The sequence below is a fragment of the Ruegeria lacuscaerulensis genome, from assembly GCF_013033355.1.
Taxonomy (GTDB): Bacteria; Pseudomonadota; Alphaproteobacteria; order Rhodobacterales; family Rhodobacteraceae; genus Ruegeria; species Ruegeria lacuscaerulensis_A.
Map to the genome: position 1 here is coordinate 491,483 of NZ_WQDY01000002.1, position 24,085 is coordinate 515,567.

General features: G+C 57.8%; 26 protein-coding genes. 10 read left to right on the top strand and 16 right to left on the bottom strand.

Translation table 11 applies throughout. The features are described 5' to 3' along the window. The first annotated feature begins 6 nt into the window (after nucleotides 1–6). The 7 genes from GOW48_RS05820 to GOW48_RS05850 all read left to right on the top strand — a co-directional run bounded on the left by GOW48_RS05820 (nucleotide 7) and on the right by GOW48_RS05850 (nucleotide 6,235). On the top strand, nucleotides 7–1,140 hold the full coding sequence (locus tag GOW48_RS05820) for a D-alanyl-D-alanine carboxypeptidase family protein (RefSeq protein ID WP_170752249.1): 1,134 nt from the start codon (nucleotides 7–9) through the stop codon (nucleotides 1,138–1,140). A gap of 12 nt (nucleotides 1,141–1,152) precedes the next feature. Further along, entirely contained in the window at nucleotides 1,153–1,761 is a 609-nt protein-coding gene (gene tmk / locus GOW48_RS05825) for a dTMP kinase (RefSeq protein WP_170752109.1), read from the top strand. 10 nt (nucleotides 1,762–1,771) lie between these two features. After that, nucleotides 1,772–2,893, top strand: a complete 1,122-nt coding sequence (locus GOW48_RS05830; RefSeq protein ID WP_170752111.1) for a DNA polymerase III subunit delta' — start codon at nucleotides 1,772–1,774, stop codon at nucleotides 2,891–2,893. Then, the gene (locus GOW48_RS05835; RefSeq protein ID WP_170752112.1) at nucleotides 2,890–3,696 is read left to right on the top strand and encodes a TatD family hydrolase; all 807 of its coding nucleotides are present in this window, start codon (nucleotides 2,890–2,892) and stop codon (nucleotides 3,694–3,696) included. The genes GOW48_RS05830 and GOW48_RS05835 overlap by 4 nt, the downstream gene beginning before the upstream one ends. Beyond that, the gene (locus tag GOW48_RS05840) at nucleotides 3,693–4,490 is read left to right on the top strand and encodes an MBL fold metallo-hydrolase (protein WP_170752114.1); all 798 of its coding nucleotides are present in this window, start codon (nucleotides 3,693–3,695) and stop codon (nucleotides 4,488–4,490) included. Before GOW48_RS05835 ends, GOW48_RS05840 begins: the two co-directional genes overlap by 4 nt. A 42-nt stretch (nucleotides 4,491–4,532) precedes the next feature. After that, nucleotides 4,533–5,465 (top strand): AEC family transporter, encoded by a 933-nt coding sequence (locus GOW48_RS05845; protein WP_170752116.1) that lies wholly within the window; start codon nucleotides 4,533–4,535, stop codon nucleotides 5,463–5,465. Between the two features lie 71 nt (nucleotides 5,466–5,536). After that, nucleotides 5,537–6,235, top strand: coding sequence for a CbiX/SirB N-terminal domain-containing protein (locus GOW48_RS05850; RefSeq protein WP_170752118.1), 699 nt, complete (start codon nucleotides 5,537–5,539; stop codon nucleotides 6,233–6,235). Between the two features lie 11 nt (nucleotides 6,236–6,246). Here GOW48_RS05850 and GOW48_RS05855 read toward each other — a convergent pair whose 3' ends face one another. The 5 genes from GOW48_RS05855 to GOW48_RS05875 form a co-directional block, all read right to left on the bottom strand. After that, nucleotides 6,247–7,269, bottom strand: a complete 1,023-nt coding sequence (locus GOW48_RS05855; RefSeq protein ID WP_170752119.1) for a GGDEF domain-containing protein — start codon at nucleotides 7,267–7,269, stop codon at nucleotides 6,247–6,249. After that, nucleotides 7,266–7,853, bottom strand: coding sequence for a heme NO-binding domain-containing protein (locus GOW48_RS05860; RefSeq protein ID WP_170724230.1), 588 nt, complete (start codon nucleotides 7,851–7,853; stop codon nucleotides 7,266–7,268). The genes GOW48_RS05855 and GOW48_RS05860 overlap by 4 nt, the downstream gene beginning before the upstream one ends. A gap of 121 nt (nucleotides 7,854–7,974) precedes the next feature. Next, nucleotides 7,975–9,534, bottom strand: a complete 1,560-nt coding sequence (locus GOW48_RS05865) for a trimethylamine methyltransferase family protein (RefSeq protein ID WP_170752121.1) — start codon at nucleotides 9,532–9,534, stop codon at nucleotides 7,975–7,977. 121 nt (nucleotides 9,535–9,655) lie between these two features. After that, nucleotides 9,656–10,348: an HAD family hydrolase gene (locus GOW48_RS05870; protein WP_170752251.1), complete on the bottom strand. Its 693-nt coding sequence runs from the start codon at nucleotides 10,346–10,348 to the stop codon at nucleotides 9,656–9,658. Between the two features lie 23 nt (nucleotides 10,349–10,371). After that, the gene (locus tag GOW48_RS05875) at nucleotides 10,372–10,656 is read right to left on the bottom strand and encodes a DUF3572 domain-containing protein (RefSeq protein WP_170752123.1); all 285 of its coding nucleotides are present in this window, start codon (nucleotides 10,654–10,656) and stop codon (nucleotides 10,372–10,374) included. 87 nt (nucleotides 10,657–10,743) lie between these two features. Here GOW48_RS05875 and GOW48_RS05880 point away from each other — a divergent pair, with 87 nt between their 5' ends. Further along, nucleotides 10,744–12,132: a diguanylate cyclase gene (locus GOW48_RS05880; RefSeq protein WP_170752254.1), complete on the top strand. Its 1,389-nt coding sequence runs from the start codon at nucleotides 10,744–10,746 to the stop codon at nucleotides 12,130–12,132. A gap of 4 nt (nucleotides 12,133–12,136) precedes the next feature. Here the strand turns inward: GOW48_RS05880 and GOW48_RS05885 are convergent, their stop codons facing one another. From GOW48_RS05885 to GOW48_RS05900, 4 genes are read right to left on the bottom strand one after another with little or no spacing between them, the layout of a single operon-like run. Then, on the bottom strand, nucleotides 12,137–12,610 hold the full coding sequence (locus GOW48_RS05885; RefSeq protein ID WP_170752125.1) for a periplasmic heavy metal sensor: 474 nt from the start codon (nucleotides 12,608–12,610) through the stop codon (nucleotides 12,137–12,139). Beyond that, nucleotides 12,607–12,960, bottom strand: a complete 354-nt coding sequence (locus GOW48_RS05890; RefSeq protein WP_234899558.1) for a hypothetical protein — start codon at nucleotides 12,958–12,960, stop codon at nucleotides 12,607–12,609. The genes GOW48_RS05885 and GOW48_RS05890 overlap by 4 nt, the downstream gene beginning before the upstream one ends. Further along, nucleotides 12,941–13,561, bottom strand: a complete 621-nt coding sequence (locus GOW48_RS05895) for an RNA polymerase sigma factor (RefSeq protein ID WP_170752127.1) — start codon at nucleotides 13,559–13,561, stop codon at nucleotides 12,941–12,943. The genes GOW48_RS05890 and GOW48_RS05895 overlap by 20 nt, the downstream gene beginning before the upstream one ends. A 6-nt stretch (nucleotides 13,562–13,567) precedes the next feature. Then, nucleotides 13,568–14,035 carry an EF-hand domain-containing protein gene (locus GOW48_RS05900; protein ID WP_170752130.1) on the bottom strand — a complete coding sequence of 156 codons (468 nt, stop codon included), beginning with the start codon at nucleotides 14,033–14,035 and terminating at the stop codon, nucleotides 13,568–13,570. Nucleotides 14,036–14,224: 189 nt separating this feature from the next. On the opposite strand from GOW48_RS05900, the gene GOW48_RS05905 reads away from it, so the two are divergent. Together GOW48_RS05905 and GOW48_RS05910 are read left to right on the top strand one after the other, a co-directional pair. Then, complete coding sequence (locus tag GOW48_RS05905) at nucleotides 14,225–14,620, top strand: DUF983 domain-containing protein (protein WP_170352630.1); 396 nt, start codon at nucleotides 14,225–14,227, stop codon at nucleotides 14,618–14,620. A 28-nt stretch (nucleotides 14,621–14,648) separates the two neighbouring features. Next, nucleotides 14,649–15,350: an NUDIX hydrolase gene (locus GOW48_RS05910; RefSeq protein ID WP_170752132.1), complete on the top strand. Its 702-nt coding sequence runs from the start codon at nucleotides 14,649–14,651 to the stop codon at nucleotides 15,348–15,350. A gap of 8 nt (nucleotides 15,351–15,358) precedes the next feature. Here the strand turns inward: GOW48_RS05910 and GOW48_RS05915 are convergent, their stop codons facing one another. From GOW48_RS05915 to nuoK, 7 genes are read right to left on the bottom strand one after another with little or no spacing between them, the layout of a single operon-like run. After that, the gene (locus tag GOW48_RS05915) at nucleotides 15,359–17,026 is read right to left on the bottom strand and encodes a ribonuclease J (protein ID WP_170752134.1); all 1,668 of its coding nucleotides are present in this window, start codon (nucleotides 17,024–17,026) and stop codon (nucleotides 15,359–15,361) included. Then, entirely contained in the window at nucleotides 17,023–17,802 is a 780-nt protein-coding gene (locus tag GOW48_RS05920) for a type III pantothenate kinase (protein ID WP_170752136.1), read from the bottom strand. Before GOW48_RS05920 ends, GOW48_RS05915 begins: the two co-directional genes overlap by 4 nt. Nucleotides 17,803–17,813: 11 nt before the next feature. Continuing rightward, nucleotides 17,814–18,563, bottom strand: coding sequence for a biotin--[acetyl-CoA-carboxylase] ligase (locus GOW48_RS05925; RefSeq protein ID WP_170752145.1), 750 nt, complete (start codon nucleotides 18,561–18,563; stop codon nucleotides 17,814–17,816). 54 nt (nucleotides 18,564–18,617) lie between these two features. Beyond that, on the bottom strand, nucleotides 18,618–20,060 hold the full coding sequence (gene nuoN / locus GOW48_RS05930) for an NADH-quinone oxidoreductase subunit NuoN (protein ID WP_170752147.1): 1,443 nt from the start codon (nucleotides 20,058–20,060) through the stop codon (nucleotides 18,618–18,620). Between the two features lie 13 nt (nucleotides 20,061–20,073). After that, a complete protein-coding gene (locus GOW48_RS05935) occupies nucleotides 20,074–21,618 on the bottom strand; it encodes an NADH-quinone oxidoreductase subunit M (RefSeq protein ID WP_170752149.1) in 1,545 nt (514 codons plus the stop codon). Beyond that, a complete protein-coding gene (gene nuoL, locus GOW48_RS05940; RefSeq protein ID WP_170752151.1) occupies nucleotides 21,618–23,744 on the bottom strand; it encodes an NADH-quinone oxidoreductase subunit L in 2,127 nt (708 codons plus the stop codon). Before nuoL ends, GOW48_RS05935 begins: the two co-directional genes overlap by 1 nt. 7 nt (nucleotides 23,745–23,751) lie before the next feature. After that, nucleotides 23,752–24,057 (bottom strand): NADH-quinone oxidoreductase subunit NuoK, encoded by a 306-nt coding sequence (gene nuoK / locus GOW48_RS05945; RefSeq protein ID WP_005984024.1) that lies wholly within the window; start codon nucleotides 24,055–24,057, stop codon nucleotides 23,752–23,754. Between the last annotated feature and the right edge of the window lie 28 nt (nucleotides 24,058–24,085).

Consider the following 24,085-nt stretch of genomic DNA (forward strand, 5'->3'; position numbering starts at 1 on the left):
CTGGCAATGGGGTTGGCGCTGACCGCTCTGCCCGCCTTCGCCTTTGATACATCCGCCCGCGCAGCCTATGTGATGGACCAGACAACAGGCACTGTGCTTTTGTCGAAAGACGCCGAACAACCCTTGCCCCCTGCCTCAATGTCGAAGCTCATGACCCTATATGTCGCATTCGAGGCGTTGCGGGATGGACGACTTACCCCGAACGAAACCCTACCCGTGTCTGAACACGCCATGAGCTATGGCGGCTCGACGATGTTCCTGAACACACAAGACCGCGTGTCGGTCGAGGACTTGCTGCGCGGCATCATCGTTCTGTCCGGCAATGACGCCTGTGTTGTCATCGCCGAGGCGCTCAGCCCTGACGGAACCGAGGCGGGTTTCGCTCGGTACATGACACAGCGCGCGGAACAGTTGGGTATGGACAATTCCACTTTTGCCAACTCGAACGGCTGGCCTGCAGCCGGGCACATGATGTCGGTTCACGATCTTGCCATACTGGCCGATCGGTTGATCACAGATTTCCCAGAATATTATCCCCTGTTCGCCGAGGAAGAGTTTGAATTCGATGGCCGCGCGCCTTCGAACAAGCGCAACCGCAACCCGTTGTTGAAGCTGGGGATCGGTGCGGATGGTTTGAAAACCGGCCACACGCAAGAGGCCGGCTATGGACTCGTTGGCTCGGCCAAGCAGGGTGATCGCAGGGTGATCTTTGTGCTCACCGGCCTGGACAGCACCGGCCAGCGCGCAGAGGAGGCTGAGGCCGTGGTTAACTGGTCGTTTCGAAATTTTGTCGAGAGGACAATTGCCAACAAAGACGCGCCGATAGCCGAGGCAGAGGTTTGGATGGGGGCGCAAAAGACGGTTGGCCTTGTACCCGAAGACGATCTGAACATCCTGCTGCCGGTTCTGGGCGACGAAAACGTGGCTGCCGAGGTCGTCTATGACGGCCCGATCAACGCTCCGATTGCCAAGGGTCAGAAACTGGCCGAACTGGTCATCAAGCCTGAAGGTCTGCCCGAAATTCGGCGCCCTCTGGTTGCGGTACAGGATGTGGCCGCGGGTGGTTTTCTGGTTCGGATGATGACCGTTGGAGGGATCGTTCTGACCGATGTGATCGGCAACCCTCTGGACGCTTTTTGACAAGGGCACCGCGTGTTTCTGACATTTGAAGGCATTGATGGGTCGGGCAAGTCCTCGCAGGCGCGTATGCTGGCCGATCACTTGCGCGGATTGGGTCGCGACGTTGTTCTGACCCGCGAACCCGGCGGTTCAGCCGGGGCCGAGGAAATTCGCCGGCTGGTACTGGAAGGTGATCCGGACCGTTGGTCAGCCGAGACCGAGCTGCTGCTGTTCACCGCCGCCCGCCGCGACCATATGGAACGCACTATTGAACCAGCGCTGGCGGCTGGAAAGGTCGTAATTTGCGACCGCTTCGCCGACAGCACCCGCATGTATCAGGGCATGTCGCGCGGCAATCTGCGCCCTCTGGTCGATCAGTTGCACAAGCTGATGATCGGGCGCGAACCCGACCTGACCGTCCTCATCGACATGGACCCGGAAATCGGCCTGTCCCGCGCCAAAGGGCGGCAAGGCACAGAAGAACGGTTCGAGGATTTCGGACTGGAATTACAACAGAAAATGCGCTCCGGGTTTCTGGCGCTGGCCGATGAGTTCTCGGACCGCTTTCGCGTGATTGATGGCAACCGAGACATGGACAGTGTAGCCCGCGATGTGACAGATGTCGTCCTGCAATCCTTGTGACGGACGACCCATGAGCGACGACAACCCGACCCCGGATCAGGCCCCCGGTGCCCCGCACCCGCGCGAAACTGCGACCTTGTTCGGGCAGTCCGAGGCTGAACAGGCGTTTCTGAACGCCTATAACTCGGACCGCTTGCATCATGGTTGGCTGCTGACCGGACCCCGCGGGGTGGGTAAAGCGACTCTGGCTTGGCAGATCGCAAGGTTCCTGCTGGCGACCCCTCCGGCCGAGGATGACGGGCTGTTCGGTGCCCCCCCGCCCCCTGAGACGCTCGCGATCGACCCCGACCACCCCGTCGCCCACCGCATTCAGGCCGGGGCCGAGCCCGGCCTTGCCGCAATCACCCGGTCATTGAACGATCAGGGACGGTTGCGGACCGAAATCGTAGTGGATGACATCCGCAAGCTGGGCAAATTCTTCGGCCTGTCTTCGGCCGATGGCGGGCGGCGCGTGGTGATCGTGGATTCAGCCGATGAGATGAATGTTAGTGCAGCCAACGCCCTTTTGAAAATGCTGGAAGAACCGCCCGCGCGTACGACGCTGCTGTTGATCTCACACCAGCCCTCACGCCTTTTGCCGACGATCCGCTCGCGCTGCCGAACCCTGCGCCTATCCCCGCTAGGGGCTGACGACATGCAGTCTGCACTGGCCCAAACCGGGACCGAATTGCCCGCGCAGCCGGATCATCTGGCCGCCCTCGCCGCTGGCTCTGTCGGGGACGCGGTGCGCCTGATCAACCTCGGCGGTCTTGAGATCTACGCCGAATTCACCGCCATCCTCGGCACCCTGCCCCGCATGGACCGTCAACGCGCCCTGAAACTGGCCGAGGCCGCCGCCCAGCGCGGCGCGGCTGAGCGGTTCGAGTTGCTGTTAACCCTGATCGACGTGGCCTTGTCCCGTCTTGCCCTGACCGGAGCGACCGGCGCAGCCCCCCTGCCCGAAGCCGCTCCACATGAGGCCGAAATCCTGTCGCGCCTGTCTCAATCCCCCCATCAGGCCCGCAAATGGGCCGAGGTGGCTGCGACAATCACCGCCCGAGCACGACATGGTCAGGCGGTGAACCTTGACCCTGCCGCTCTGGTCCTAGATACGGTGTTCAAGATACAGGAAACCGCCGGTCAGAGCAGATGAGCGACACTCCCCAAATCACTGACAGCCATTGCCATCTGGACTTCCCCGATTTCGAAGGCCAGTTGGACCAGATCGTTGCCAATGCGATTGACGCGGGCGTGACCCGAATGGTCACGATCTGCACCAAACTGCGCAACGAACCAAGCGTCCGCGCGATAGCCGACGCCCACGCCTCCGTCTTCTACGCCGCGGGCACCCACCCCATGAGCGCTGCGGATGAGCCGATGGCCACCGTAGACGAACTGGTCGCACTGTCCCGGCATCCCAAGTTCGTTGGTATTGGTGAAACCGGGCTGGATTACCACTACACCGCCGACAGCGCCGAAGTGCAAAAACAATCTCTGCGCGTCCATATCGAGGCGGCCCAGCGCACCGGCCTACCCCTGATTATCCACGCCCGTGCAGCGGACGAGGACATGGCCCGCATTCTGGCCGAGGAACATCAAAACGCGCCTTATTCCTGTGTGATGCACTGCTTTTCGTCGTCGGCGGAACTGGCCAAAGCCGCGCTGGATCTGGGTTTTTACCTGTCCATGTCCGGCATCGCGGCCTTCCCCAAAAGCCAGGAGCTGCGCGATATCTTCGCCACCGCCCCGGTCGACCGCATTCTGGTTGAAACCGATGCGCCCTATCTGGCCCCGCCCCCGTTTCGCGGCAAACGCAACGAGCCCGCCTATACCGCCCACACCGCCCGCAAGGGGGCCGAGGTGTTCGGCATGGACTATGCCGATTTCGCCGTGCAGACCCAGTTGAACTTCGAGCGGCTGTTTACCAAAGCCGCGACCTACAAGGCGGCTGCATGACCCAGCTGCGCTGCACCATTTTGGGCTGCGGATCTTCCGGCGGCGTGCCTCGGCTGGGCGGGCACTGGGGCGAGTGTGATCCCGAGAACCCAAAGAACATCCGCCGTCGCTGCTCGATGCTGGTAGAACGGGACGGGCCCGAGGGCACAACTTCGGTCCTGATCGACACTACACCGGATATGCGCAGTCAGTTACTGGATACGGGTACTGGGCGGCTGGACGGGGTGGTCTACACCCACAGCCATGCCGACCACGTCCACGGCATCGACGACCTGCGTATGATCGTGTTCAACATGCGCACCCGTGTGCCCGTCTGGGCCGATGGCGACACTCAGAACGACCTGCTCGGGCGGTTCGGATATGCGTTCATCCAGCCTGACAGCTCGCCCTACCCGCCGATCCTTGATCTGAAAACCATCAGTGGCCCGTTCGAGATCGACGGCCCCGGCGGCCCGATCCCGTTGCAGCCGTTCAAGGTTAATCACGGCTCGATCGACGCGTTGGGCTTTCGGATTGGCGGACTGGTCTATCTGCCTGACGTGGCCGAGATCTATGACGACGCATGGCCTGCACTGCAAGGGCTGGACTGTTTGGTCATCGACGCACTGCGCCGCACGCCGCATCCAACTCACGCGCATCTGGAAAAGACGCTCGGTTGGATCGAACAGCTCCAGCCCAAGCGCGCGGTGTTGACCAATATGCACATCGATTTGGACTACGCCACGGTCGAGGCTGAAACCGCCGACCACATCACCCCTGCCTATGATGGCATGGTGATCCATCAGGCCCTTTAAATAGCCCATGGTGCCTGCCGCAATACTCCACAGGATGGCACCATGCTGCAAAGCCTGATCGACGTTATCCTGCCAGTATTTCTGGTGATCGGAGCCGGGTACACAGCCACCGCGTTGGGCTATTTCAAAGAGGCCCATATCGACGGGCTGATGAAGTTCACTCAGGGGTTCGCCATCCCGTGCCTGCTATTTCTGGCCATCGCCAATCTGGACCTCGGTGCCAGTTTCGACCCGCGCCTGCTGTTCAGTTTCTACACAGCTGCGGGTCTATGTTTCTGCGCCGGCCTGTTCGGTGCGCGCCTGATTTTCCGGCGCGAGTGGGAAGATTGCGTCGCCATCGGCTTCTGCTGCCTGTTCTCTAACTCGGTCCTGCTGGGGCTGCCCATTACCGAGCGCGCTTATGGCCCCGAAAACCTCGCGGGGAACTATGCAATCATCGCCTTCCATGCGCCATTTTGCTATGGCATCGGCATCACGGTGATGGAGGTCATTCGTAGTCGCGGCCACGGTGGCATACGGATGGTGCGCTCGGTCTTGTCAGCTATGTTCCGCAATGCACTGATCCTGGGGATAGCGTTGGGGTTTATCGTAAACCTATCCGGGATCGGTGTGCCCGGAGTGGTCGATGACGCTCTTGGCTTGATCACCCGTGCGGCCCTGCCCGGCGCGTTGTTTGCCTTGGGCGGCGTACTGGTCAAATATCGACCCGAAGGCGATTTACGCACCATTGCCTATGTCTGCGGCGTTTCGCTTATGCTGCACCCCAGCCTTGTGTGGTTGTTCGGCTCGACTGTGGGATTGCCGCAAGACTTGTTCCGCTCAGGCGTGCTGAACGCTGCCATGGCACCCGGCTTTAACGCCTATATATTCGCGAACATGTATGGCCGCGCCAAACGGGTCGCGGCCTCCTCCGTTTTAGTCGGCACCGGCGCCTCGATCCTGACGGTCTGGCTGTGGCTTACGTTGTTGGGTTAATACGTTCGCAAGGCGCATTGACTTCGCCAAAACACACGCCACCTTTGTTAGAACCAAGCAGGATCGCACCTATGCCAAACGCTGTAATTGTCGCCCACGGTCAACCGTCTGACCCCGATCCAGCCGAAGCGGCCCTGGCGGCTTATGCGGCCGAGGTGAATAAAATGTGCGGTGGGGTGAATGTCACTTCTGCAACGCTCGCTGCGCCAAGCAGGCTAGAACATTGCCTGGACGACTTACCTGACGACACGGTGATTTACCCATTGTTCATGGCCAAAGGTTGGTTTGTCACTAGCGCTTTGCCAAAACGGCTGGGGGGAAGAGAATTGCGCATCCTCGATCCTCTTGGCGTTGATAAAGCCCTTCCAGCCATCGCTGCCGATGCGATTGGATCGGCCATCCAAACACACACTTGGTCAACAGACCAGTGCAACTTGATCCTCGCCGCACATGGGTCGGGTCGCAGTCGCAATCCTTCGGCTGTCGCCAATCAGTTCGCGGAACTTGTGAGTGAGAGGATCAAACTGAAGTCCATCCGGGTAGGATTCGTTGAAGAGGCCCCTTCGATTTCTGAGGCAGCAACAAACTCTGGGCAAATCGCGCTTTGCCTGCCTTTCTTCGCGTGCCGCGGCGGTCATGTGTTGGAAGATGTACCTCAGGAATTGGAACAAGCTGGATTTCAAGGAAAAGTCATGCCTGTAATAGGCGAACTGCCCGGAGTAAAACGCCACATCTCGGCTGTTCTGGCGCAGGCTTTCGAAAAAGTTTAAGTCGTGAAAGCTTAGTGCGGCGAGGCTTGCGACTGCGCAGATTGTACGCGCTGACCCAAAAATGACGAATACAGGCAATGCCTTGATCGCCCCATTCGCTTGGCCTCATAGAGGGCCTGATCTGCCGCATTCAAAATCTCGGCTGCTTTCGGCGCCTGAAACTGCGTCGACAACGCAGTGCCAATACTAGCTGATATCTGACACACGGAACCCTCAAAGATCATGGGTTGTCGCAACCTGTCAATCAGGCGGGACGCAATTGCGGACAGAACAGATTCGTCGATCAGGTGTTTGAAGATGATGACAAATTCATCGCCACCAACCCTTGCGACAGTATCGTCGTTTCGGGTTTCTTCGACCATAATACAAGCCGCTTGTTGCAGGACATAGTCGCCCGCCGCGTGACCGTATCTGTCGTTCACTGACTTAAAGAAATCCAAGTCCAGATGCATCAAGGCAAATGGCGCGTCACCAGAAGCCAAATGCCCAAGCAACACATCCATGGCCCGGCGGTTTTTCAACCCGGTCAGCATATCCGTGTATGCCTGTTCCTCGGCCGCCAGCATCGCGCCCTGCAGGCGCAGGTTCAAAGATCGCGACGCCTCCATCGCGGCAGACTTAGCCTCGACCAGATAAAGTAGCTCGATCGCGAGATCCGTTCCTGAGAAATCCGCACTGGTCAGCGCATAGTCACGAACCGCATCCAAAATAGAAATTCCGAAGGACAGGTTTATCACCGCCCCCTGCCCGTTTGGCAAAGGAGCGATCAACCCCTTGAGCGCTGTGTGTGGCTCACCCTTTATTCTCAGGTGCAACTTCGCTCCGGCCAATGACAAGAGCGCTGCGAGCGTCGACACTTTGCGAAGTCTAACAAGCTCGAATACTTCCAAAAAGTCTTTTCCAGGCATTGGCTGATCTGGACGCAATTTCTGCAGGGTCGGACCGACCTGAGCGATTCTACCCCCACCATCCACAAGAACAAACATCGGACACAAGGTCCCAAGCATACCCGCAAGATCATCGATTTCGATCATGGCTTCCTGGCCCCCAGATCGAAATTCCGCCCGGCGGAAAATGCGCTTTCAACGAGTGCAATCGTGATGACCTCGACCTCACCTTGCTGTCCTTCATGTGTTAGGAAGGCAAGCGCCCCGTAGTCGTCGGCCACAGCGCGCAATACCCCAACCATGACACTGGCATACCCTGGCAAACCCGAATAGCAGTGCAAGTGATACTCTGACGAAGAGACCTCTCGCAGCTCCAGAAGAGGCAACCGCAAATCGGACACCGCCAATCTAACCCGATCCGAAAGATCATCCAAAGAATGCAGGAACTCTACATACGTATCGCCGCCAAATCGGAGTAGACGACGCAAATCCTCCATATTGGGGTGCGAAACCAAATAGGTTCCCAGATCTTCCAGAATCTCTGCTCGTGGGCGCTTTAGTTCGGCACAAAGCGCATCCAGAACCCGCGTGGTCATCGCGTCATCGTAAACCAGCATTGCCTCGAACTCGGTAAAACCAAGATCTGCGGCATCGGTCACCCGCATCCAGCAAGATTGCCCGTATGTCGCGCTCACAAAGGACTGTACTGCCCGGTTTATCAGACCATGCATGGGAAGCCTCGGTTTGGTTTCCGATGCACTGTGACTCAGAAATCCTTAACAAAACGCGAAAATGAAAGTTCCGAGACGCAAAACACGCACAAGTCTCAAAGTGGAAGTCATTGGCTTTGCACTAAAAATCAGTCGGAGCGCCCCCTTCGGCTTTACGACGCTCGACAAAGTCTGCAAGTTCTTCACGAATGCCCTCATCTATTTCCGGGGGCTCAAAACTGGTAATGATTTCCTTGAACATGTGATGGGCCCGTTCAGCGGTCCAGATTCCGCCCGCAACGTCCCAGCCTTCATAGTTCTTCCAGTCACTCAGAAACGGTTGGTAGAACGCTGTGGTATAGCGATCCTGAGTGTGCTGAATGCCAAAGAAATGACCGTCATTCCCGACCGCACGGATCGCGTCCAAAGCAATCTCATCCGGTCCCGTCGCCGTGATTTCGGGCTGCATATAGCGTTGGATTTGCTGTAAAATTTCGCAATCCATGATAAACTTTTCGGGGCTGGCGATCAGCCCCCCTTCCAGCCACCCGGCCGCGTGATAAACCATATTCGTCCCCGACTGCACAGCCGCCCAAAGCGAGTTCGAGGTTTCCCAAACCGACTGACCGTCGGGTACGTTGGCCGCGCAGACCCCAGATGACCGCATGGGCAAGCCATAAAACCGCGCCATTTGCCCGGTCATCTGCGTCGAACGCATGTACTCGGGCGTTCCAAACGCGGGCGCACCGGATTTCATGTCTACATTCGATGTGAACGTCCCGATCACGCAGGGTATACCCGGCCGGACGTATTGGAACAGAGCAATCGCACACAGAGCCTCGGCCAGCGATTGCGCCACCGCACCCGCCATTGTTACCGGGGCCATCGCTCCGGCCAGCGTGAAGGGAGTTACAACAATCGCTTGCCCACGTCGCGCCAACCTCAAACACCCGTCGATCATCGGGTGGTCATGTTTTAGCGGCGAGGTCGAGTTGATGTTGGTGTACATCCGGGGTTCCGCCTCGAATTCTTCGTGGCTGTGCCCACCAGCGATCCGCACCATTTCCATGACGTCTTCGACACGTTCCTTACCCAGCGAATACGCGTGCATCGCTTTGTCAGTTAGGGTCAACTTGTCATAGAGTACATCTAGATGCCGGACACTTGCGTGGATATCAACGGGCTCGACCGGGTATCCGCCCGCGAAATGAATACAGTTGAAATACTGAGTCAGTTTCAGCAGATTTCGGCACATTTCACGGTTCCCCGGAACCTTGGTACCGATCTCCATATCCCAATAATTCGGAGGCGATGACACATTACCAAACAACAGGTTGCGACCACCGATTTCGATCCGGCGATCCGGATTGCGCGGCGTGATCGTGAAAGATGATGGTGCCTTGCCCACCATCTCCATAACAAAATCCCGCCCCATACGAACGTTATCCCCTTCGATGGTGCAACCGGCCTTACGCAGGATATCGATAGCTTCTTCATTGTAGAATTCGACACCGATCTCTTCGAGAATGCGCATTGCGCCCTCGTGGATCGCTTGAATTCCCGCCTCGTCCAGAGGCTCGGTCGGCTTGTCGATATTGATCGGTGGGCTCCACGGCATCTGTTCAATAACCGCGCTGCCTCTGCGTTCGGCTGCTCCTGCCCGCCCGCCACTGCGACGTTTGCGTGTTTTCGCCTCTGCCATTGAATCCTCCGCGAGCTTGTCTTTTGTCAAGCAAGCCTCGAAGCAAGGCATGTGGCCGCTCTGTCTGCGACACCTCTTGTCGGTTTTGAGGTCCGATGCGCCGATTCTGGAGCTTAGGCGATCAGTTTCGTGTCAACCATTCCGGTATGTGGCCGATATTTGGTAAGACGACATCCGCCATTGGCTGCAGAACTTCAGCCGGAGCCAAGCCCGTCAGCACACCGATTGTCGTCATACCCGCTGCCCGACCCGCCTGAAGATCATGGAGACTGTCACCAACCATAGCGACGCGCTCAGGCGGCAGATTCACATGCGCGGCAAAGGCCAGCAACTGGCCCGGACCCGGCTTGAATCCATGGCCGCTATCGTAACCAGCGACAAAATCGAAATGATCCCGAATACCGGCTGATGCCAAATGCTCCAGCGCTGGCGCTTCGCCGTCATTTGTTGCAACACCCAGCTTAAGTCCCGCCTCCCGCAACCCGTCAAGAAATGGGGTCAACGGCACCGCTTGCGCCTGTGGGGCCGAGGCTGATTCTGCGTTCAACAGGTCGATCAGGGCGTCTCGTGGCATCTCCGCCAAGTGTGGTGCCAACGTCTCGGCCACTTCTTCGACTGTTCCCGCAATCACGATGCTGTCTTCCGAGTATGTGACTTGATCCAGATCGAAGCCAATCACACGACCCAGCACCCTTGCCCTGTCATGATCCCCATCGGTCAGGCGCAGCAACATATTGCGCCCGAAAGCACCCCAGGTATCGGCAAAATCGAACAGAGTTCCGTCCTTGTCGAACAGAAGCGCGTCTATCGGCATCTCAAGCTCCAGAAGTGTTTTCATCAAGTCCAATGCATGTCTGCCGTCCCGGACAAAACCGCACGCGCCTGTCCGGGAAGATCATAAGGCACAGAATTGGCGTCACAGAATTCCACAACCCACGAATCGTCAAGCATGAGGAATTCAAGAATCGAGCCAAGGAACTCCGGCTCTGCAGCCCTGTCGCGCAGATCCTGAGCCGAAGCGCCAGTTGACCCAAGAAATACAGGCAGCAATTCCTCATTTCCCGCAAGCCAAGCCAGAACATTCAGCGCCAGCGTTTCGGCAGATTCAGCAGAGATTGGCATAAAGAGACCCCGGAATTGATCTTGGAAAGGGTTTGTTAACCAGACTCATAAACACTTTGACAACGCATGCAATCAACGGTGACAGATATGTCCGTGCAGGGAACTATCCTTGTCCTCGACGGGACCTCGACCAATCGCATCATGCTGAAGGTTCAGTTGACCGCAGCATGGTACCACGTCGTGCAAGGTGAAAAACTGGAAGGGCTGGCTGGGCTTTTACGGCGAACACGGCCTGATCTGGTTCTCACGGCCCAGACTCTGCCGGATGGAACAGCTACTGATGTCAAACAGCTTCTCGCGGCTGATCCGGACTTAGCCGATGTCCCTGTTGTTGCGATAGCGGCGCAAAACGACAAAGCCGCCCGGCTGAAAGCCCTTTCGGAGGGGCTGGACGACGTGCTGGTGCATCCTTTTAAGGATTCGCTTTTGCTGGCGCAGGTCCGCAGCCTGTTGCGCGCTCGTGCTGAAACACAGGATCTGAAGCTAACTACAAACGTTCAACCATTGGGTTTCGCCGAGCCCGCAGTAAGTCTGATCGCGCCACCCAAACCGTCGCGCGTGGCCGTTTTGGCCAGAACCGCGCGATCGGGTGCCGCGTGGCGAAATTTGCTTGCGGATCAGACAAGACATAACGTCTCTGCGCACACTTCTTCGAACCTGCAGGGCGTTTTATCAGGGCCGGTTCCAGACGCAATTGTAATAGAAGTCGGCACAACACTGGCGGGGCTCAATGTTCTGGCGGATCTGAAGTCCCGAGCGGCCACACGTCGCACAGTATTGATCGCGGTACTTGACCGCAATAACGCGACGCTCGCCGCCGAAGCACTCGACCGGGGGGCTGACGCGGTTTGCATGGGAGGCTTCTGTGTTGAGGAGGTTAGGCAGCGACTGACCAACAGGCTTGCCCGCAAAACCCAGATGGATCAGATGCGCGCATCGCTTCACAGGGGAATTGCGGAATCTTGGATTGATCCTCTGACCGGTCTGCACAACCGCCGATACGCCATGCGGGCTATGGATCAGATCGCGCGCAAGTCGTTACAGCTAGGTCAGGGTTTTGCCGTTATGCTGGCTGATCTAGACCATTTCAAATCCATTAATGACCAGTATGGCCACGCTGGCGGGGATATCGTTCTGACCGAGGCGGGAACCCGGATGGAACGTGCAATCGGATCCGATGGTTTTGTCGCGCGGATTGGTGGCGAAGAATTCATGATCGGGCTACCTCATGCCACTGAAACGAGGGCGGTCAATGTTGCGCGATCACTGTGTAATTGCATCAGACAAAAACCGTTCTCGCTACCGGACAATACAGAACCCGTTCCAGTCACTATCAGTATCGGTCTAATCACAACCCAGCCCACTCCATTTCAAACTGAGCCACTAGATGACCTGATCAAGTCCGCCGATACGGCGCTTTATGCTGCCAAAAAGGCAGGGCGCAACCAAGTCAGGGTCAGGCAATGCGCGGCCTGAGGCACTAATTCTTCCTCTTCTTGCCATGAGGACCATGACGCACAACCTCGTCCAGGCGGTCGGCGTAAAGCGCGCGTTCCGCGTCAGTCATGTCGGTGACCTGCTCCAGCCATTGACCTTGCAAGTTTGACTGCAACTCCGCCAAAGACTGTGACTGCTGCAACAAGATATCTTGCACCGTCTCGGGGTCAAAAGGGACTTCCCTCAAAGCAGCACTGAGGATCTCGAAATTCCGGACCCGATCCTTCGATCCGGCTTTATGGCGCGATGAAAGTTGCCCACGCAGTGCCTTTCGGTCCTCTTTCGGCAAGGCCCGGTACAGCGCCGATCCAAATCCCGGAGGCGCCTTGGCGTGATCTCCGCCCTTGACCCGCAGCACAGTTCCTACGGCGACACCAACCACAAGAAGGTTGAACCCCAAAGATACGGCCAACAGAACCTTCACCCATCTGCGTTTTGGTTTAGGATTGTCGCTCATTCCGCGCCCTCCAGAAATGAAGTGTCCAAATCGGCCAGAGCAAGCCCGGCTTCTTGCTGGTAGATATAGGTCGCAGGGTCCGGCAAAAAGTCGGGCGCAGCAAAGCCGATCCAAACGCCGGCCGCGCTGGCCGCCACCAAACCACCAAAGCTGTGCCAGCCGCCGATACCATCTAACACCCTAGCCCAATAAGAACGTCGGGGCCTGTCAGCAGCTTTGATCTGATTTAGGCGTACCTGCTCTGCATCTGTCAGGATACGAACCGTCAGATCATCAGAAAGCAAAGGCCGGTTCTCACGGGCCGTCGCAAACATCTCGTCCAGATTTTTTTCATCTTCGGTCATCGTCATACCCCAATTCCTCGCGACGCCCTGCCAGAATCCCGGCCAAGGCCCGCTTGCCACGTGCGGTCAGGCTTTCAACCGCTTCTACCGAAATCCCCATGACACCGGCGATCTCGGGGTTTGGCAGCTCTTCTATGTGCCGCAAAATAACTGCCTGACGTTGCCGTTCGGGCAGCTGCTCCAGCGCCAGTTGAAGCGCATCCTTGCGGGCTTCGTCCTGCATACGGTCCGCTACACTCGGACTGCCATCTTCTGGCTCGGGCACGTCAGCAAGCCGGTCAGGTTTGTTCTTACGCAAGTGATCAACGCACAGGTTCATCGTCACGCGATACAACCACGTCGACACTTTCGCCTGCCCCGACACCCAATCCGGCGCAACTTTCCACAGACGCATCATCGCATCTTGGGTAACATCTTCGGCCTCGGCCCGATTGCCCAGCATGCGCATGGCGACCGACAAACACCGCGGCCCCAAACGGTCCGTCAAAATACGAGCAGCTGCAGCATCACCCTGTGCGAAAAGGCCCAGCAACGTATCGTCGCTGGGCATATCCGCAGCACGTGACTGGCTGCGGATGGAAGTGGATGAGGACGTCAGAGCCTCCATCCTGCATCAGCTGTCGTCAGTGTCCGACTTTGCCCGCTTTTTGTGGTGCCGGCCCATCTTGTCCTTCGCATCGGCAAATTCCTGTTCCGAGATCGACCCATCACTATCCGCGTCTATTCGATCAAACATCTTGTCAGCGCGGCGCGGTTTCGGCAACTCGTCCTGGCTCAGAGAACCGTCCTGATTGGTGTCATGCTTCTCGAACATCTTGGTCACACGGTCATTGACCCTTTTCTGGCCAGCGGCCTGCATCTCTTCAATGGTCAACTGCCCATCTCCGTTCGTATCCGCATCAGTAAAGCGTTTGCTGCGATGGGCCAGCATTTCTTCTTTCGTCACCTGGCCATCGCTGTTGGCATCCAGTTCCTGGAAAGTCACAGGTTCGCGATCACGCGGCCCTGCGGCCAGTACAGAGGTGCCGGTGACGGCCACAGCCGCGATCAGGACTACCGGGATGAATTTGGCGCTTTTCATATCGTTTTCCTTTGTTTTCGCGGCCCTTTTGCCGCTGCTTACATGGGTTCAAACGATGCGGCGCCCGGGTTCCGTCGCGAAACTTTTAAAATTCCCAGAAAAAAACAGCGATGCAAAGCGACGCACCCCCCTTTTAAGTTGCACAAAAGATGCGCAATATCCGCTTTATTCAAACCCGCGAGTATCGAAATGACAGATCAAACGATAAACACTCTGCCCGAAGCGGAACGTGCCACCAAGCCAGCGTTGCTCAAAGGTTTTCGCGGTCGTTGCCCAAAATGCGGCGAAGGCAAACTGTTGAAAGGGTATCTGACGGTAAACGACAGCTGCTCGAATTGCGGGCAAGAACTGTTTCATCATCGCGCCGATGACGGGCCAGCATACCTGACAATCCTACTTGTGGGTCACCTTCTGGCCCCCGCCCTGCACGTAACGTATGTCGAATTCCGCCCAGAACCGCTGACCATGTTTCTGATCTTCGCAATCGGGTGCACCGCGTTGTCCTTGTTCCTTTTACCTCGCTTAAAAGGGGCCGTTGTGGCCTATCAGTGGGCACGTCGGATGCACGGGTTCGAGAACGCGTAATGCTTGTTTCCAACGAATTGACCCGCATATGATTCAGGACAAGACCGCAATCCGCAACGCGGCCACGGTTATTGTTCTGCGCGACCGCAAGACCGCCCCGTCGATCCTGATGGGTCAACGGGGGGCCAAGGCCGCTTTTATGCCCAACAAATTTGTCTTTCCCGGCGGAGCTGTTGACCCCGAGGATGCCGACATACCGCTGGCAAGCGAGTTGCCACCTGTGTGTTTTGATCGGCTAGGTGAACGCTCGGAACTTGGGTTGCAAGGTGCCCTTGCGGCGGCGGCAATTCGCGAGCTTTGGGAAGAAACAGGTCTGGTCTTGGGCCAGCCGGGTAATTGGCCTGAACCCGCGCCATCGGATTGGCGCGGATTTGCCGAGCTGGGGTTTCGACCTTCGGCTGAGGCTTTGCAGTTCGTCTTTCGCGCGGTGACCCCACCCGGTCGCCCGCGCAGGTTTGATGCCCGTTTCTTTCTTGTTGATGCGTCGGCGATATGCGGGGACTTGGACGATTTCAGCCGCGCCTCGGATGAGTTGTCGCATCTGCAATGGATCCCACTCGACCGCGCGCGCGAGTTCGACCTTCCCTTTATTACCGAAGTCGTCCTGGCTGAAATCGCGGCACGGGTTTTGGATCCGGCGCCGCCCAGCTCGGTCCCCTTCCTGTTGAATCAGGAAGAGGAAAGTCTGTTCTTGAAACTCAAAGGCTATCCGATACCTCTGACCGACTGAAGTCGGGCTTATTTCATCCGGCTGATAACAGTCGTGACTTCGGGTTTTTTACCAATCTCAGCTTTTGCGGTCTGACGCACGATGCGGCGCATGGCTTCTTCCAGCTTGTCATCATCACGCAGAGTCTTGGTATCCGCGCGCATCAGGAATTGGTTCAGATCTTCTTCTAGAATTTCAACCAACCCGGCACGAGACGATCCCATTTCGGGCAAGCCCATCGTGTCGCACCACGGCTCGCCCAGCGGCTCGTCTTCTTCGTCCAGAATAACCGTTACCGTCACGTGGCCATTCAGCGCCATGCGGATACGGTCACGAACAACACCGTCCAGCGCGCCGACCTTGACAGTGCCGTCCAGATAAGTCCGACCCGTCTCGACATAGTCCACCACTTTCGGTGCGTTGCCGGTCAGATCCAACATCGTGCCATTAACAGCCAGAATTCCGGTGCGCCCTCCAGCCTCGGCCAGCTTAGCATGCTCGCGCAGGTGGCGATGCTCACCATGCATTGGGATCACGATCTGCGGGTTGATCAGTGCATGTACCCTCTCAAGATCGGGACGGTTGGCATGACCCGACACGTGATACAGCCCCGAGCTGTCATCGACCACGTCCACCCCTTTTTCGCTAAGCTGGTTGATGATGAAGATCACGCCCCGCTCGTTGCCCGGAATAGTTTTCGACGAAAACAGGAACAGATCGCCCTCTTTCAGTTCCAGACCGCGATACTTGCCACGTGCAAGCTGCGCGCTGGCGGCACGGCGTTCGCCCTGGCTGCCAGTCACGATCAACATCAGGTTTTGGCGTGGAACGTCCACCGCCTCTTCTGCACTGATGACTTTGGGGAAATCCGACAGGATACCCGTTTCGGTCGCAGCTTCAATCATGCGGCGCATCGCGCGGCCCAGCAACACGACCGAGCGTCCGGCCCGCTGCCCAGCCTCGGCCAAGGTTTTCACCCGAGCGACGTTGGACGCGAAGGTGGTTGCAACAACCATCCCCTCGGCGCTTTCGACCAGCTTGGTGATCTCGGGGCCAACCTCGGATTCCGATCGTCCGTCATGGGGCGAGAATACATTGGTGCTATCACAAACCAGCGCCTTGACGCCCGGTTTGGCAATCTCGGCCCACAAATCGGCGTCGAAAGGCTCGCCCACCACCGGGTTGGTGTCCAGCTTGAAGTCACCCGAATGTACAATCCGTCCCGCTGGCGTATCTATTACCAACGCCGCACTTTCCGGGATCGAATGCGAGACCGGCAGGAAACCTACCGAGAACGGCCCCACCTGAACCTGCTCGGGCCAGGGCGAAACCGTTTGAACCGCATCCTCGGGATGGCCATGCTCTTCCATTTTCCGGCGTGCGATATTGGCAGTGAAAGCACGCGCATAAACCGGGGCGCCCAAAGCCTCGTAGCAATGGGCCACAGCACCGACGTGATCCTCGTGCGCGTGGGTCACAAAAACCGCTTCCAGCCGGTCGGCCCGCTCTTGCAGCCAAGAGATATCGGCATGGATCAGATCGACACCCGGCGTCGTATCCATATCCGGAAAGGTCACGCCAAGATCGACTAGGATCAACCTTTCCTGCCCGGGCTTTCCATAGCCGTAGACATAGGCGTTCATGCCGATTTCACCTGCACCGCCCAGCGGCAGATAGATCAGTCGTTCACTGCTCATGTTGAGCCATTTTCCTTGTTATAGCGATGGATCACGGTCAGTCCGTGCATCGTCAGATCATCTTCGATCGCGTCAAACCCTACATCCGCCTGATCAAACAGCGGGGCAAGCCCCCCGGTTCCGACAACCTTCATCGGATGGCCGTACTCGGCCTTGATCCGCGCAATCAGTCCTTCGATCAAGCCGGAATACCCCCAGTACACGCCGGATTGAATGCAGCCAACTGTATTCGTACCAATGACTTTGTCGGGGCGCGTGATATCAATATGCGGTAGAGCCGCAGCACCTTGGTGAAGCGCCTCAAGGCTGAGGTTCACACCCGGCGCAATAATACCCCCAACGTAGGCACCATCCGAGGCCACAACATCGAAATTGGTGGCAGTCCCGAAGTCGACCACCACAACGTCTCCGCCATGCCTGTAGAAGGCCCCAACCGCATTGGCCAGCCTGTCCGGTCCAGGAATAGTGCCCTCATCAATGCGCGGGGCCACCGGCAAAAGGCATTCAGGTTTGCCAACGACCAACGGGCGGCAACCAAAGAACCGATCCGCGAAAATACGAAGGTTGAACACCACACGCGGCACAGTCGAGGCGATCACTACATCGGTGATGTCCGCCTCGATCCCGTAGTGTTTCACCAATGTCGAATACCATGTGAAATAGGCATCTGCCGTGCGGGAATGATGGGTCGAGGTTCGCAACGTGCACAGAAACTGCTTGCCATCCCAGATCGAAAAAACAGTGTTTGTGTTGCCGCAATCAATAGCCAAAAGCATTTGCGTTCCTCTCAAAAATACACGTCGGCGGCTGGGATCGCGACCCGGCCTTTGGCGGTGTTTAGGACAAGGTTGCCGCCGGCGTCCACCGTTTCAAAAGTGCCCATCGTTTCGGATCTCGCTGTTTTGGCTGTAATCACTTCGCCCAAACGCGCGGCCCGATCCAACCATGCAGTACGGATCGGCTCGAACCCATAGGTCACGAACTGCGTCTCATAGCGAGCAAACGCGGCGGCCAACTCTGTCAGGAAATCCTCGGGCATGACGTCTGCGCCGGTCTCGGACAAAAGCGAAACGGGTCGGACCGCACCCTCCTCCAGCGCGTCGGTTGGTGGGGACTGAGACAGATTGACCCCGATCCCAATCGCCAAGTGAGACAGGTCGCGCCCTTGGCCCGTACCCTCCAGCAGTATCCCCGCAAGTTTTCCGCCGTTCAGCAGCACATCATTTGGCCATTTCAAAGACAGCCCATCGGACCGCCCTGAGACGGCAACACAGGCATCACACAGAGCGAGGGCTGCAACAAAGCTCCGCAACGCTGCTTGTTCGGGATTACCACTTGGTCGCATCAATAAAGTGGCAGCCAGGTTTCCAACGGGATTGGCCCATGCACGTCCCCGACGTCCACGCGCCGCAGTTTGGTTATAGGCCATGATCCACACTGGCCCCGTCGCCGTTGGTGCGATGCGCGAAGCTTCGTTCAACGTACTGTCAACCGTTTGCAACACATGCAAACCGTAACCTTGTGGCCAATCCGTCATGGTAAAAAGGCCCGGTCCAACGACCGAGCCCCTCTGATGTGTGTGATTTCAGGGTTAATTGACAAGCGTCGCCGCAGCAGCAGCTGCCGCGCCTTCAACACCAAATTGATAGAAAATTCCCACCAGCATCAAAGCAGCCGACCCCATCAGGGCGACCCACAGAACAGGCGTCGAGCGCGTTTCAATCGGGTCTTCGTTTTCTTCGCCGAAATACATGTAGAACACGATCCGCAGGTAATAGAACGCACCGATGACCGATGCGATGGCCGACACGATCACCAGACCCGTCAGGCCTGCGCTCACACCGGCCTGCCAAACGCCAAACTTGGCGAAGAAGCCCAGCATCGGCGGGACGCCGGCAAGGCTGAACATCAGGATCAGAACCGCAAGCGCCTTGCCCGGGTCACGTTTGGAATACTGCCGCAGCGCGTCAATATCCGTGACGGGCTTACCGTCCCGCTCCATCATCAGGATGAACGCAAAGGTGCCGATATTCATGGTCACATAGATCGCCAGATACATCAGCATCGCCTTGACGCCCATTTCCGTACCCGCCGCCAGACCGATCAGCGCATAGCCCATATGCGCAATCGACGAAAACGCCATCAGTCGCTTGATGTCACGCTGCCCGATCGCAGCCACTGCACCCAACAGCATCGACAAGACCGAGAGCAGAACGATCACCTGCTGCCAGTCCTTGATCACGCCGCCGAACGCGTCATGCAGCAGCCGCGCAAATAGCGCCATCGCCGCCACTTTCGGCGCGGTAGCGAAGAAAGCGGTGATTGGTGTCGGTGAGCCTTCGTATACGTCCGGCGTCCACATGTGGAACGGCACGGCTGACACTTTGAAGGCCAGCCCCGAGATCAGGAAGATCAGGCCAAACAGCAGCCCGACCGAGACGTCTCCGTGATGGACCGTCTGGATGATGCCCGAGAACAGCGTGGTGCCCGTGAAGCCATATACAAGCGACGCACCGTACAGCAACAAGCCCGAGCTTAGCGCGCCCAGAACGAAATACTTCAGACCAGCCTCGGTGGATTTTGCACTGTCGCGGCGCAGAGCGGCCACGACGTACAGCGCCAGCGATTGCAGCTCCAACCCCATGTACAGGGACATCAGATCACCAGCGCTGACCATCATCATCATACCCACGGCGGCCAGAGCGACCAGCAACGGGTATTCGAACCGCAACAACCCGCGGCGCGACATGTAATCCTGGCTCATCAACAAAACGGCTGCCGCTGACAGCAGGATCGCAACCTTAGCAAAGCGTGAGAAACCATCGTCAACGAACATGCCGTTAAAGGCCACGTTGGTGCCGTCGCCATTGGTGGCGATCCAAATCGCCAGCAGCGCCATCAGGCCCGAGGTCGCCCAGATCAGAACCGGGGCCAGCCCGTCTTTTGTGGTGTAGACAGCCCCAATCAGCGCCGCCATCGCATAAACGGCCAGAACGATCTCTGGCAGGATGATTGTCAGATCAGCTTGGATCATCTCCGAAGCTCCCTTAATGCGAAGCGGCTGTCTGGATCACGGCCTCAGCCGCGGCCAGAGCCGTGTCATAGTTCGAAATCAGTGCGGCGGTCGAGTCGCCGATCACATCGGTTACCAGCGACGGATAGACACCTAGCAGGATGGTCATCACGATCAGCGGTGCAAAGATCAGCCGCTCGCGCGAGCTCATGTCCGTCATCGCCTTGAGGCTTTCCTTGATCAGATCGCCAAAGACCACTCGACGGTATAGCCACAGCGCATACCCGGCCGAGAAGATCACCCCGGTCGCAGCCACTGCCGTTACCCAAGTGTTGACCTGGAAGGCTCCCATCAAGGTCAGGAATTCGCCGATAAAGCCCGAGGTGCCAGGCAGACCGACATTCGCCATGGTGAACAGCATGAAGACCAGCGCATAAGCGGGCATCCGGATCACCAAGCCGCCATATGCGTCAATGTCGCGGGTGTGCATCCGGTCATAGATCACGCCGACACACAGGAACAACGCCGCCGAGATGAACCCGTGGCTGATCATCTGGAAGATCGCGCCATCAATCCCCTGCTGGTTCGCCGCAAAAATCCCCATGGTCACAAAACCCATATGCGCGACCGAGGAATAGGCGATCAGCTTTTTCATATCCTCCTGCACCAGCGCCACCAGCGAGGTGTAGACAACCGCAATCGCCGACATCCACAGCACCAGATCGGTCATCACTGCCGACCCCACTGGGAACATCGGCAAGCTGAACCGCAAGAAGCCATAGCCGCCCATCTTCAGCAGGATCGCCGCCAGAACGACCGAGCCGGCCGTCGGGGCCTGCACGTGCGCGTCTGGCAACCAGGTATGCACCGGCCACATTGGCATTTTCACCGCGAAAGATGCAAAGAACGCCAGGAACATCAGCGTCTGCATTCCGCCGACGATGTAGACACCCAACACGCTGAAGCTTTCAGACGAGAACTGATGGCTCATCAGTGCTTCGATATCCGTGGTGCCTGCATCCGCATACATCGCGACCATCGCCACCAACATCAGCACCGAGCCAAGGAAGGTGTAGAGGAAGAACTTGAAGCTGGCATAGATGCGGTTCGCCCCGCCCCAGATACCGATGATCAGGAACATCGGGATCAGACCGGCCTCGAAGAACAGGTAGAAAAGCACCAGATCCAGTGCCATGAACACGCCCAGCATGAGCGTTTCCAGCAGCAGGAAGGCGATCATGTATTCCTTGACCCGGTCGGTCACGTTCCAGCTGGCCAGAATGGTCAGCGGCATGATGAAGGTGGTCAGCAGCACGAACAACACGCTGATGCCGTCCACGCCCATCTTGTATTTCAGGCCCAGCAGCCACTCACCCTCTTCCACCATCTGAAAGCCGGTGTTCGAGGGGTCAAAGCCCGTATAGATGCCAATCGAGACAAGGAACGTCACCGTGGTCGCCACCAGCGCGACCCATTTCGCGTTGCGCTGCGCGGCGTCGTCATCTCCGTGCAGGAACAGGGCCAGAATGGCCGCTGCCACTGCGGGGATGAAAGTAACGATCGAGAGGATATTATCCATTAGTGTGCGCCTCCGCCGATCGACATCCAGGTGACAAGGGCTGCAATCCCCAAGACCATCCAGAAGGCATAAGTAAAGATGTAGCCCGTCTGCGCCTTGCCTGCGAGGCGGGTTAAGAAGGGAACAACGCCCATGGCGATCCCGTTCAGGAAGCCGTCAATGGTGTTGCCATCGCCGCGTTTCCACAGGAACCGTCCAAGCGCCACGGTGGGTTTGACGAAGATCACATTGTAGATTTCGTCAAAGTACCACTTGTTCAGCAGGAACAGGTACAGCGGCCGCTGGTTCGCTGCCAGACGTCCTGGCAGAGACGGGTTCACGATGTAGAACCAATAGGCCATCGCAAAGCCCAGCAGCATCGCAACAAAGGGTGAAAACTTGACCCACTTAGGCGCCGCATGCGCATCGTCCAGCACATGGTTGTCCGGCGCCATATACAGCGCGCCCTCGCCCGGCTCACCTGCGAAAACATAGTGATGATCGCCATGAGCATCCTTTTCACCATGACCGTCATCCGCGTGGTCATCGCCGTGGCTATCATCGCCATGCGCGTCGGCTTTGCCATGATCACCGGCCTCGGCATGTTCCGACGCCTCAGCCACCGGGATGCCATAGAACTTGCCGACCGTGTCCGCGTGGCCGAAGAAATTGCCGTACCAAATCATGCCCGCAAAGACCGCGCCCAGCGAGAGAACGCCCAGCGGCACCAGCATGACCATCGGGCTTTCATGCGCATGGTCATGCGTATGTTTGTCGCCGCGCGGCGTGCCGTAGAAGGTCAGGAAGATCAGACGCCAGCTGTAGAAGGACGTAAACGCCGCCGCTACGACCAACAGCCAGAAGCCATAGGAAGACCCACCGGCATAGGCGCTCTCGATGATCGCATCCTTCGACAGGAAGCCAGCGAAACCGAAGGTCGTCAGCGGAATGCCCACACCTGTGATGGCCAGTGTGCCAATCATCATCGCCCAGAACGTATAGGGGATCTTTTTGCGCAGCCCGCCATATTCAGTCATCTCTTGTTCGTGGTGCATGGCGTGGATCACGGACCCCGCGCCAAGGAACAACAGCGCCTTGAAGAACGCGTGTGTGAACAGGTGGAACATCGCCGCCGAATACATGCCGACACCTGCGGCCACAAACATGTAGCCCAGCTGCGAACAGGTCGAATAGGCGATGACGCGCTTGATGTCGGTCTGAACCAGACCCACGGTCGCCGCAAAAAACGCGGTCGAAGCTCCCAGCACGGTGATGAATCCGGTCGCACCCGGCGCGAACTCCATAAGCGGCGACATACGGCATACAAGGAACACTCCCGCCGTCACCATGGTCGCGGCGTGGATCAGGGCCGACACAGGCGTCGGGCCTTCCATCGCGTCGGGCAACCATGTGTGCAGGATCAACTGCGCCGATTTCCCCATCGCGCCGACAAACAGCAGCACGCAGATGACCTCAACAGCGGTCCATTCGCCCCACAGGAAGTGCAGCTTCTCTTCGGCCAAGGCGGGCGCCGAGGCGAAAATGTCCGAGAAGTTGATGCTGTCGGTCAGCAAGAACAGCGCGAAAATCCCCAGCGCAAAGCCAAAGTCGCCGACACGGTTCACGATAAACGCTTTCATCGCCGCCGCATTGGCCGATGGCTTGCGATAATAAAACCCGATCAGCAAGTAGGATGCGACGCCCACGCCTTCCCAGCCAAAGAACATCTGCACCAGATTGTCCGCCGTCACCAGCATCAGCATCGCGAAGGTAAAGAAGGACAGATAGGCGAAGAAACGCGGCTTATAGCTCTCGCCCTCGCGCCATTGCGGGTCGTGATCCATGTAGCCGAAGGAATAGAGGTGCACGAGCGCCGAAACCGTCGTCACCACGATCAGCATGATCGCGGTCAGACGGTCCAGACGGATGGCCCAGCTTGTCGACAACGATCCGCTCTCGATCCAGCGCATAATCTCGATCTGTTGCGTCACCCCGTCGAAGGCAAAGAACACGATCCACGACAGCAGACAGGCCAGAAACAGCAGGCCCGTTGCGGTCCACATGGCGGCTTTCTCACCAATGAACCGCCAGCCGAAACCGCAGATCAACGCGCCCACCAGCGGGGCAAAGAGGATGGTGGTTTCCATAGTTCTCTTAGCCCTTCATCATATTGACGTCTTCAACCGCGATGGTGCCACGGTTGCGGAAGAAGCAGACCAGAATGGCCAGACCAATCGCCGCCTCGGCGGCCGCAACTGTCAGGACAAACAGCGTAAACACCTGTCCGACCAGATCGCCCAAGAAACTGGAAAACGCCACGAGGTTGATATTCACCGCCAAAAGCATCAACTCGATACTCATCAGCAGGATGATGACGTTCTTGCGGTTCAGGAAGAGACCGAAGATGCCGATGACGAACAGCGTCGCCGCCACAGTCAGGTAATGTTCAAGTCCGATCATTTTCTTTCGGTCCCATTCGTTTCCTGTT

Bases quoted from the DNA above. Each gene is read 5' to 3' on its own strand.
- GOW48_RS05915 (WP_170752134.1), bottom strand. From the start codon at position 17,026: ATGAGCAGTGAACGACTGATCTATCTGCCGCTGGGCGGTGCAGGTGAA.
- nuoN (WP_170752147.1), bottom strand. From the start codon at position 20,060: ATGATCCAAGCTGATCTGACAATCATCCTGCCAGAGATCGTTCTGGCC.
- GOW48_RS05840 (WP_170752114.1), top strand. From the start codon at position 3,693: ATGACCCAGCTGCGCTGCACCATTTTGGGCTGCGGATCTTCCGGCGGC.
- GOW48_RS05885 (WP_170752125.1), bottom strand. From the start codon at position 12,610: ATGAGCGACAATCCTAAACCAAAACGCAGATGGGTGAAGGTTCTGTTG.
- GOW48_RS05860 (WP_170724230.1), bottom strand. From the start codon at position 7,853: ATGCATGGTCTGATAAACCGGGCAGTACAGTCCTTTGTGAGCGCGACA.
- nuoK (WP_005984024.1), bottom strand. From the start codon at position 24,057: ATGATCGGACTTGAACATTACCTGACTGTGGCGGCGACGCTGTTCGTC.
- GOW48_RS05855 (WP_170752119.1), bottom strand. From the start codon at position 7,269: ATGATCGAAATCGATGATCTTGCGGGTATGCTTGGGACCTTGTGTCCG.
- GOW48_RS05920 (WP_170752136.1), bottom strand. From the start codon at position 17,802: ATGCTTTTGGCTATTGATTGCGGCAACACAAACACTGTTTTTTCGATC.
- GOW48_RS05900 (WP_170752130.1), bottom strand. From the start codon at position 14,035: ATGAAAAGCGCCAAATTCATCCCGGTAGTCCTGATCGCGGCTGTGGCC.
- GOW48_RS05925 (WP_170752145.1), bottom strand. From the start codon at position 18,563: ATGACGGATTGGCCACAAGGTTACGGTTTGCATGTGTTGCAAACGGTT.
- GOW48_RS05935 (WP_170752149.1), bottom strand. From the start codon at position 21,618: ATGGATAATATCCTCTCGATCGTTACTTTCATCCCCGCAGTGGCAGCG.
- GOW48_RS05875 (WP_170752123.1), bottom strand. From the start codon at position 10,656: ATGCCAATCTCTGCTGAATCTGCCGAAACGCTGGCGCTGAATGTTCTG.
- GOW48_RS05865 (WP_170752121.1), bottom strand. From the start codon at position 9,534: ATGGCAGAGGCGAAAACACGCAAACGTCGCAGTGGCGGGCGGGCAGGA.
- GOW48_RS05850 (WP_170752118.1), top strand. From the start codon at position 5,537: ATGCCAAACGCTGTAATTGTCGCCCACGGTCAACCGTCTGACCCCGAT.
- GOW48_RS05830 (WP_170752111.1), top strand. From the start codon at position 1,772: ATGAGCGACGACAACCCGACCCCGGATCAGGCCCCCGGTGCCCCGCAC.
- GOW48_RS05880 (WP_170752254.1), top strand. From the start codon at position 10,744: ATGTCCGTGCAGGGAACTATCCTTGTCCTCGACGGGACCTCGACCAAT.
- GOW48_RS05820 (WP_170752249.1), top strand. From the start codon at position 7: ATGGGGTTGGCGCTGACCGCTCTGCCCGCCTTCGCCTTTGATACATCC.
- GOW48_RS05870 (WP_170752251.1), bottom strand. From the start codon at position 10,348: ATGCCGATAGACGCGCTTCTGTTCGACAAGGACGGAACTCTGTTCGAT.
- nuoL (WP_170752151.1), bottom strand. From the start codon at position 23,744: ATGGAAACCACCATCCTCTTTGCCCCGCTGGTGGGCGCGTTGATCTGC.
- GOW48_RS05895 (WP_170752127.1), bottom strand. From the start codon at position 13,561: ATGGAGGCTCTGACGTCCTCATCCACTTCCATCCGCAGCCAGTCACGT.
- GOW48_RS05905 (WP_170352630.1), top strand. From the start codon at position 14,225: ATGACAGATCAAACGATAAACACTCTGCCCGAAGCGGAACGTGCCACC.
- GOW48_RS05835 (WP_170752112.1), top strand. From the start codon at position 2,890: ATGAGCGACACTCCCCAAATCACTGACAGCCATTGCCATCTGGACTTC.
- GOW48_RS05845 (WP_170752116.1), top strand. From the start codon at position 4,533: ATGCTGCAAAGCCTGATCGACGTTATCCTGCCAGTATTTCTGGTGATC.
- GOW48_RS05890 (WP_234899558.1), bottom strand. From the start codon at position 12,960: ATGACGATGACCGAAGATGAAAAAAATCTGGACGAGATGTTTGCGACG.
- GOW48_RS05910 (WP_170752132.1), top strand. From the start codon at position 14,649: ATGATTCAGGACAAGACCGCAATCCGCAACGCGGCCACGGTTATTGTT.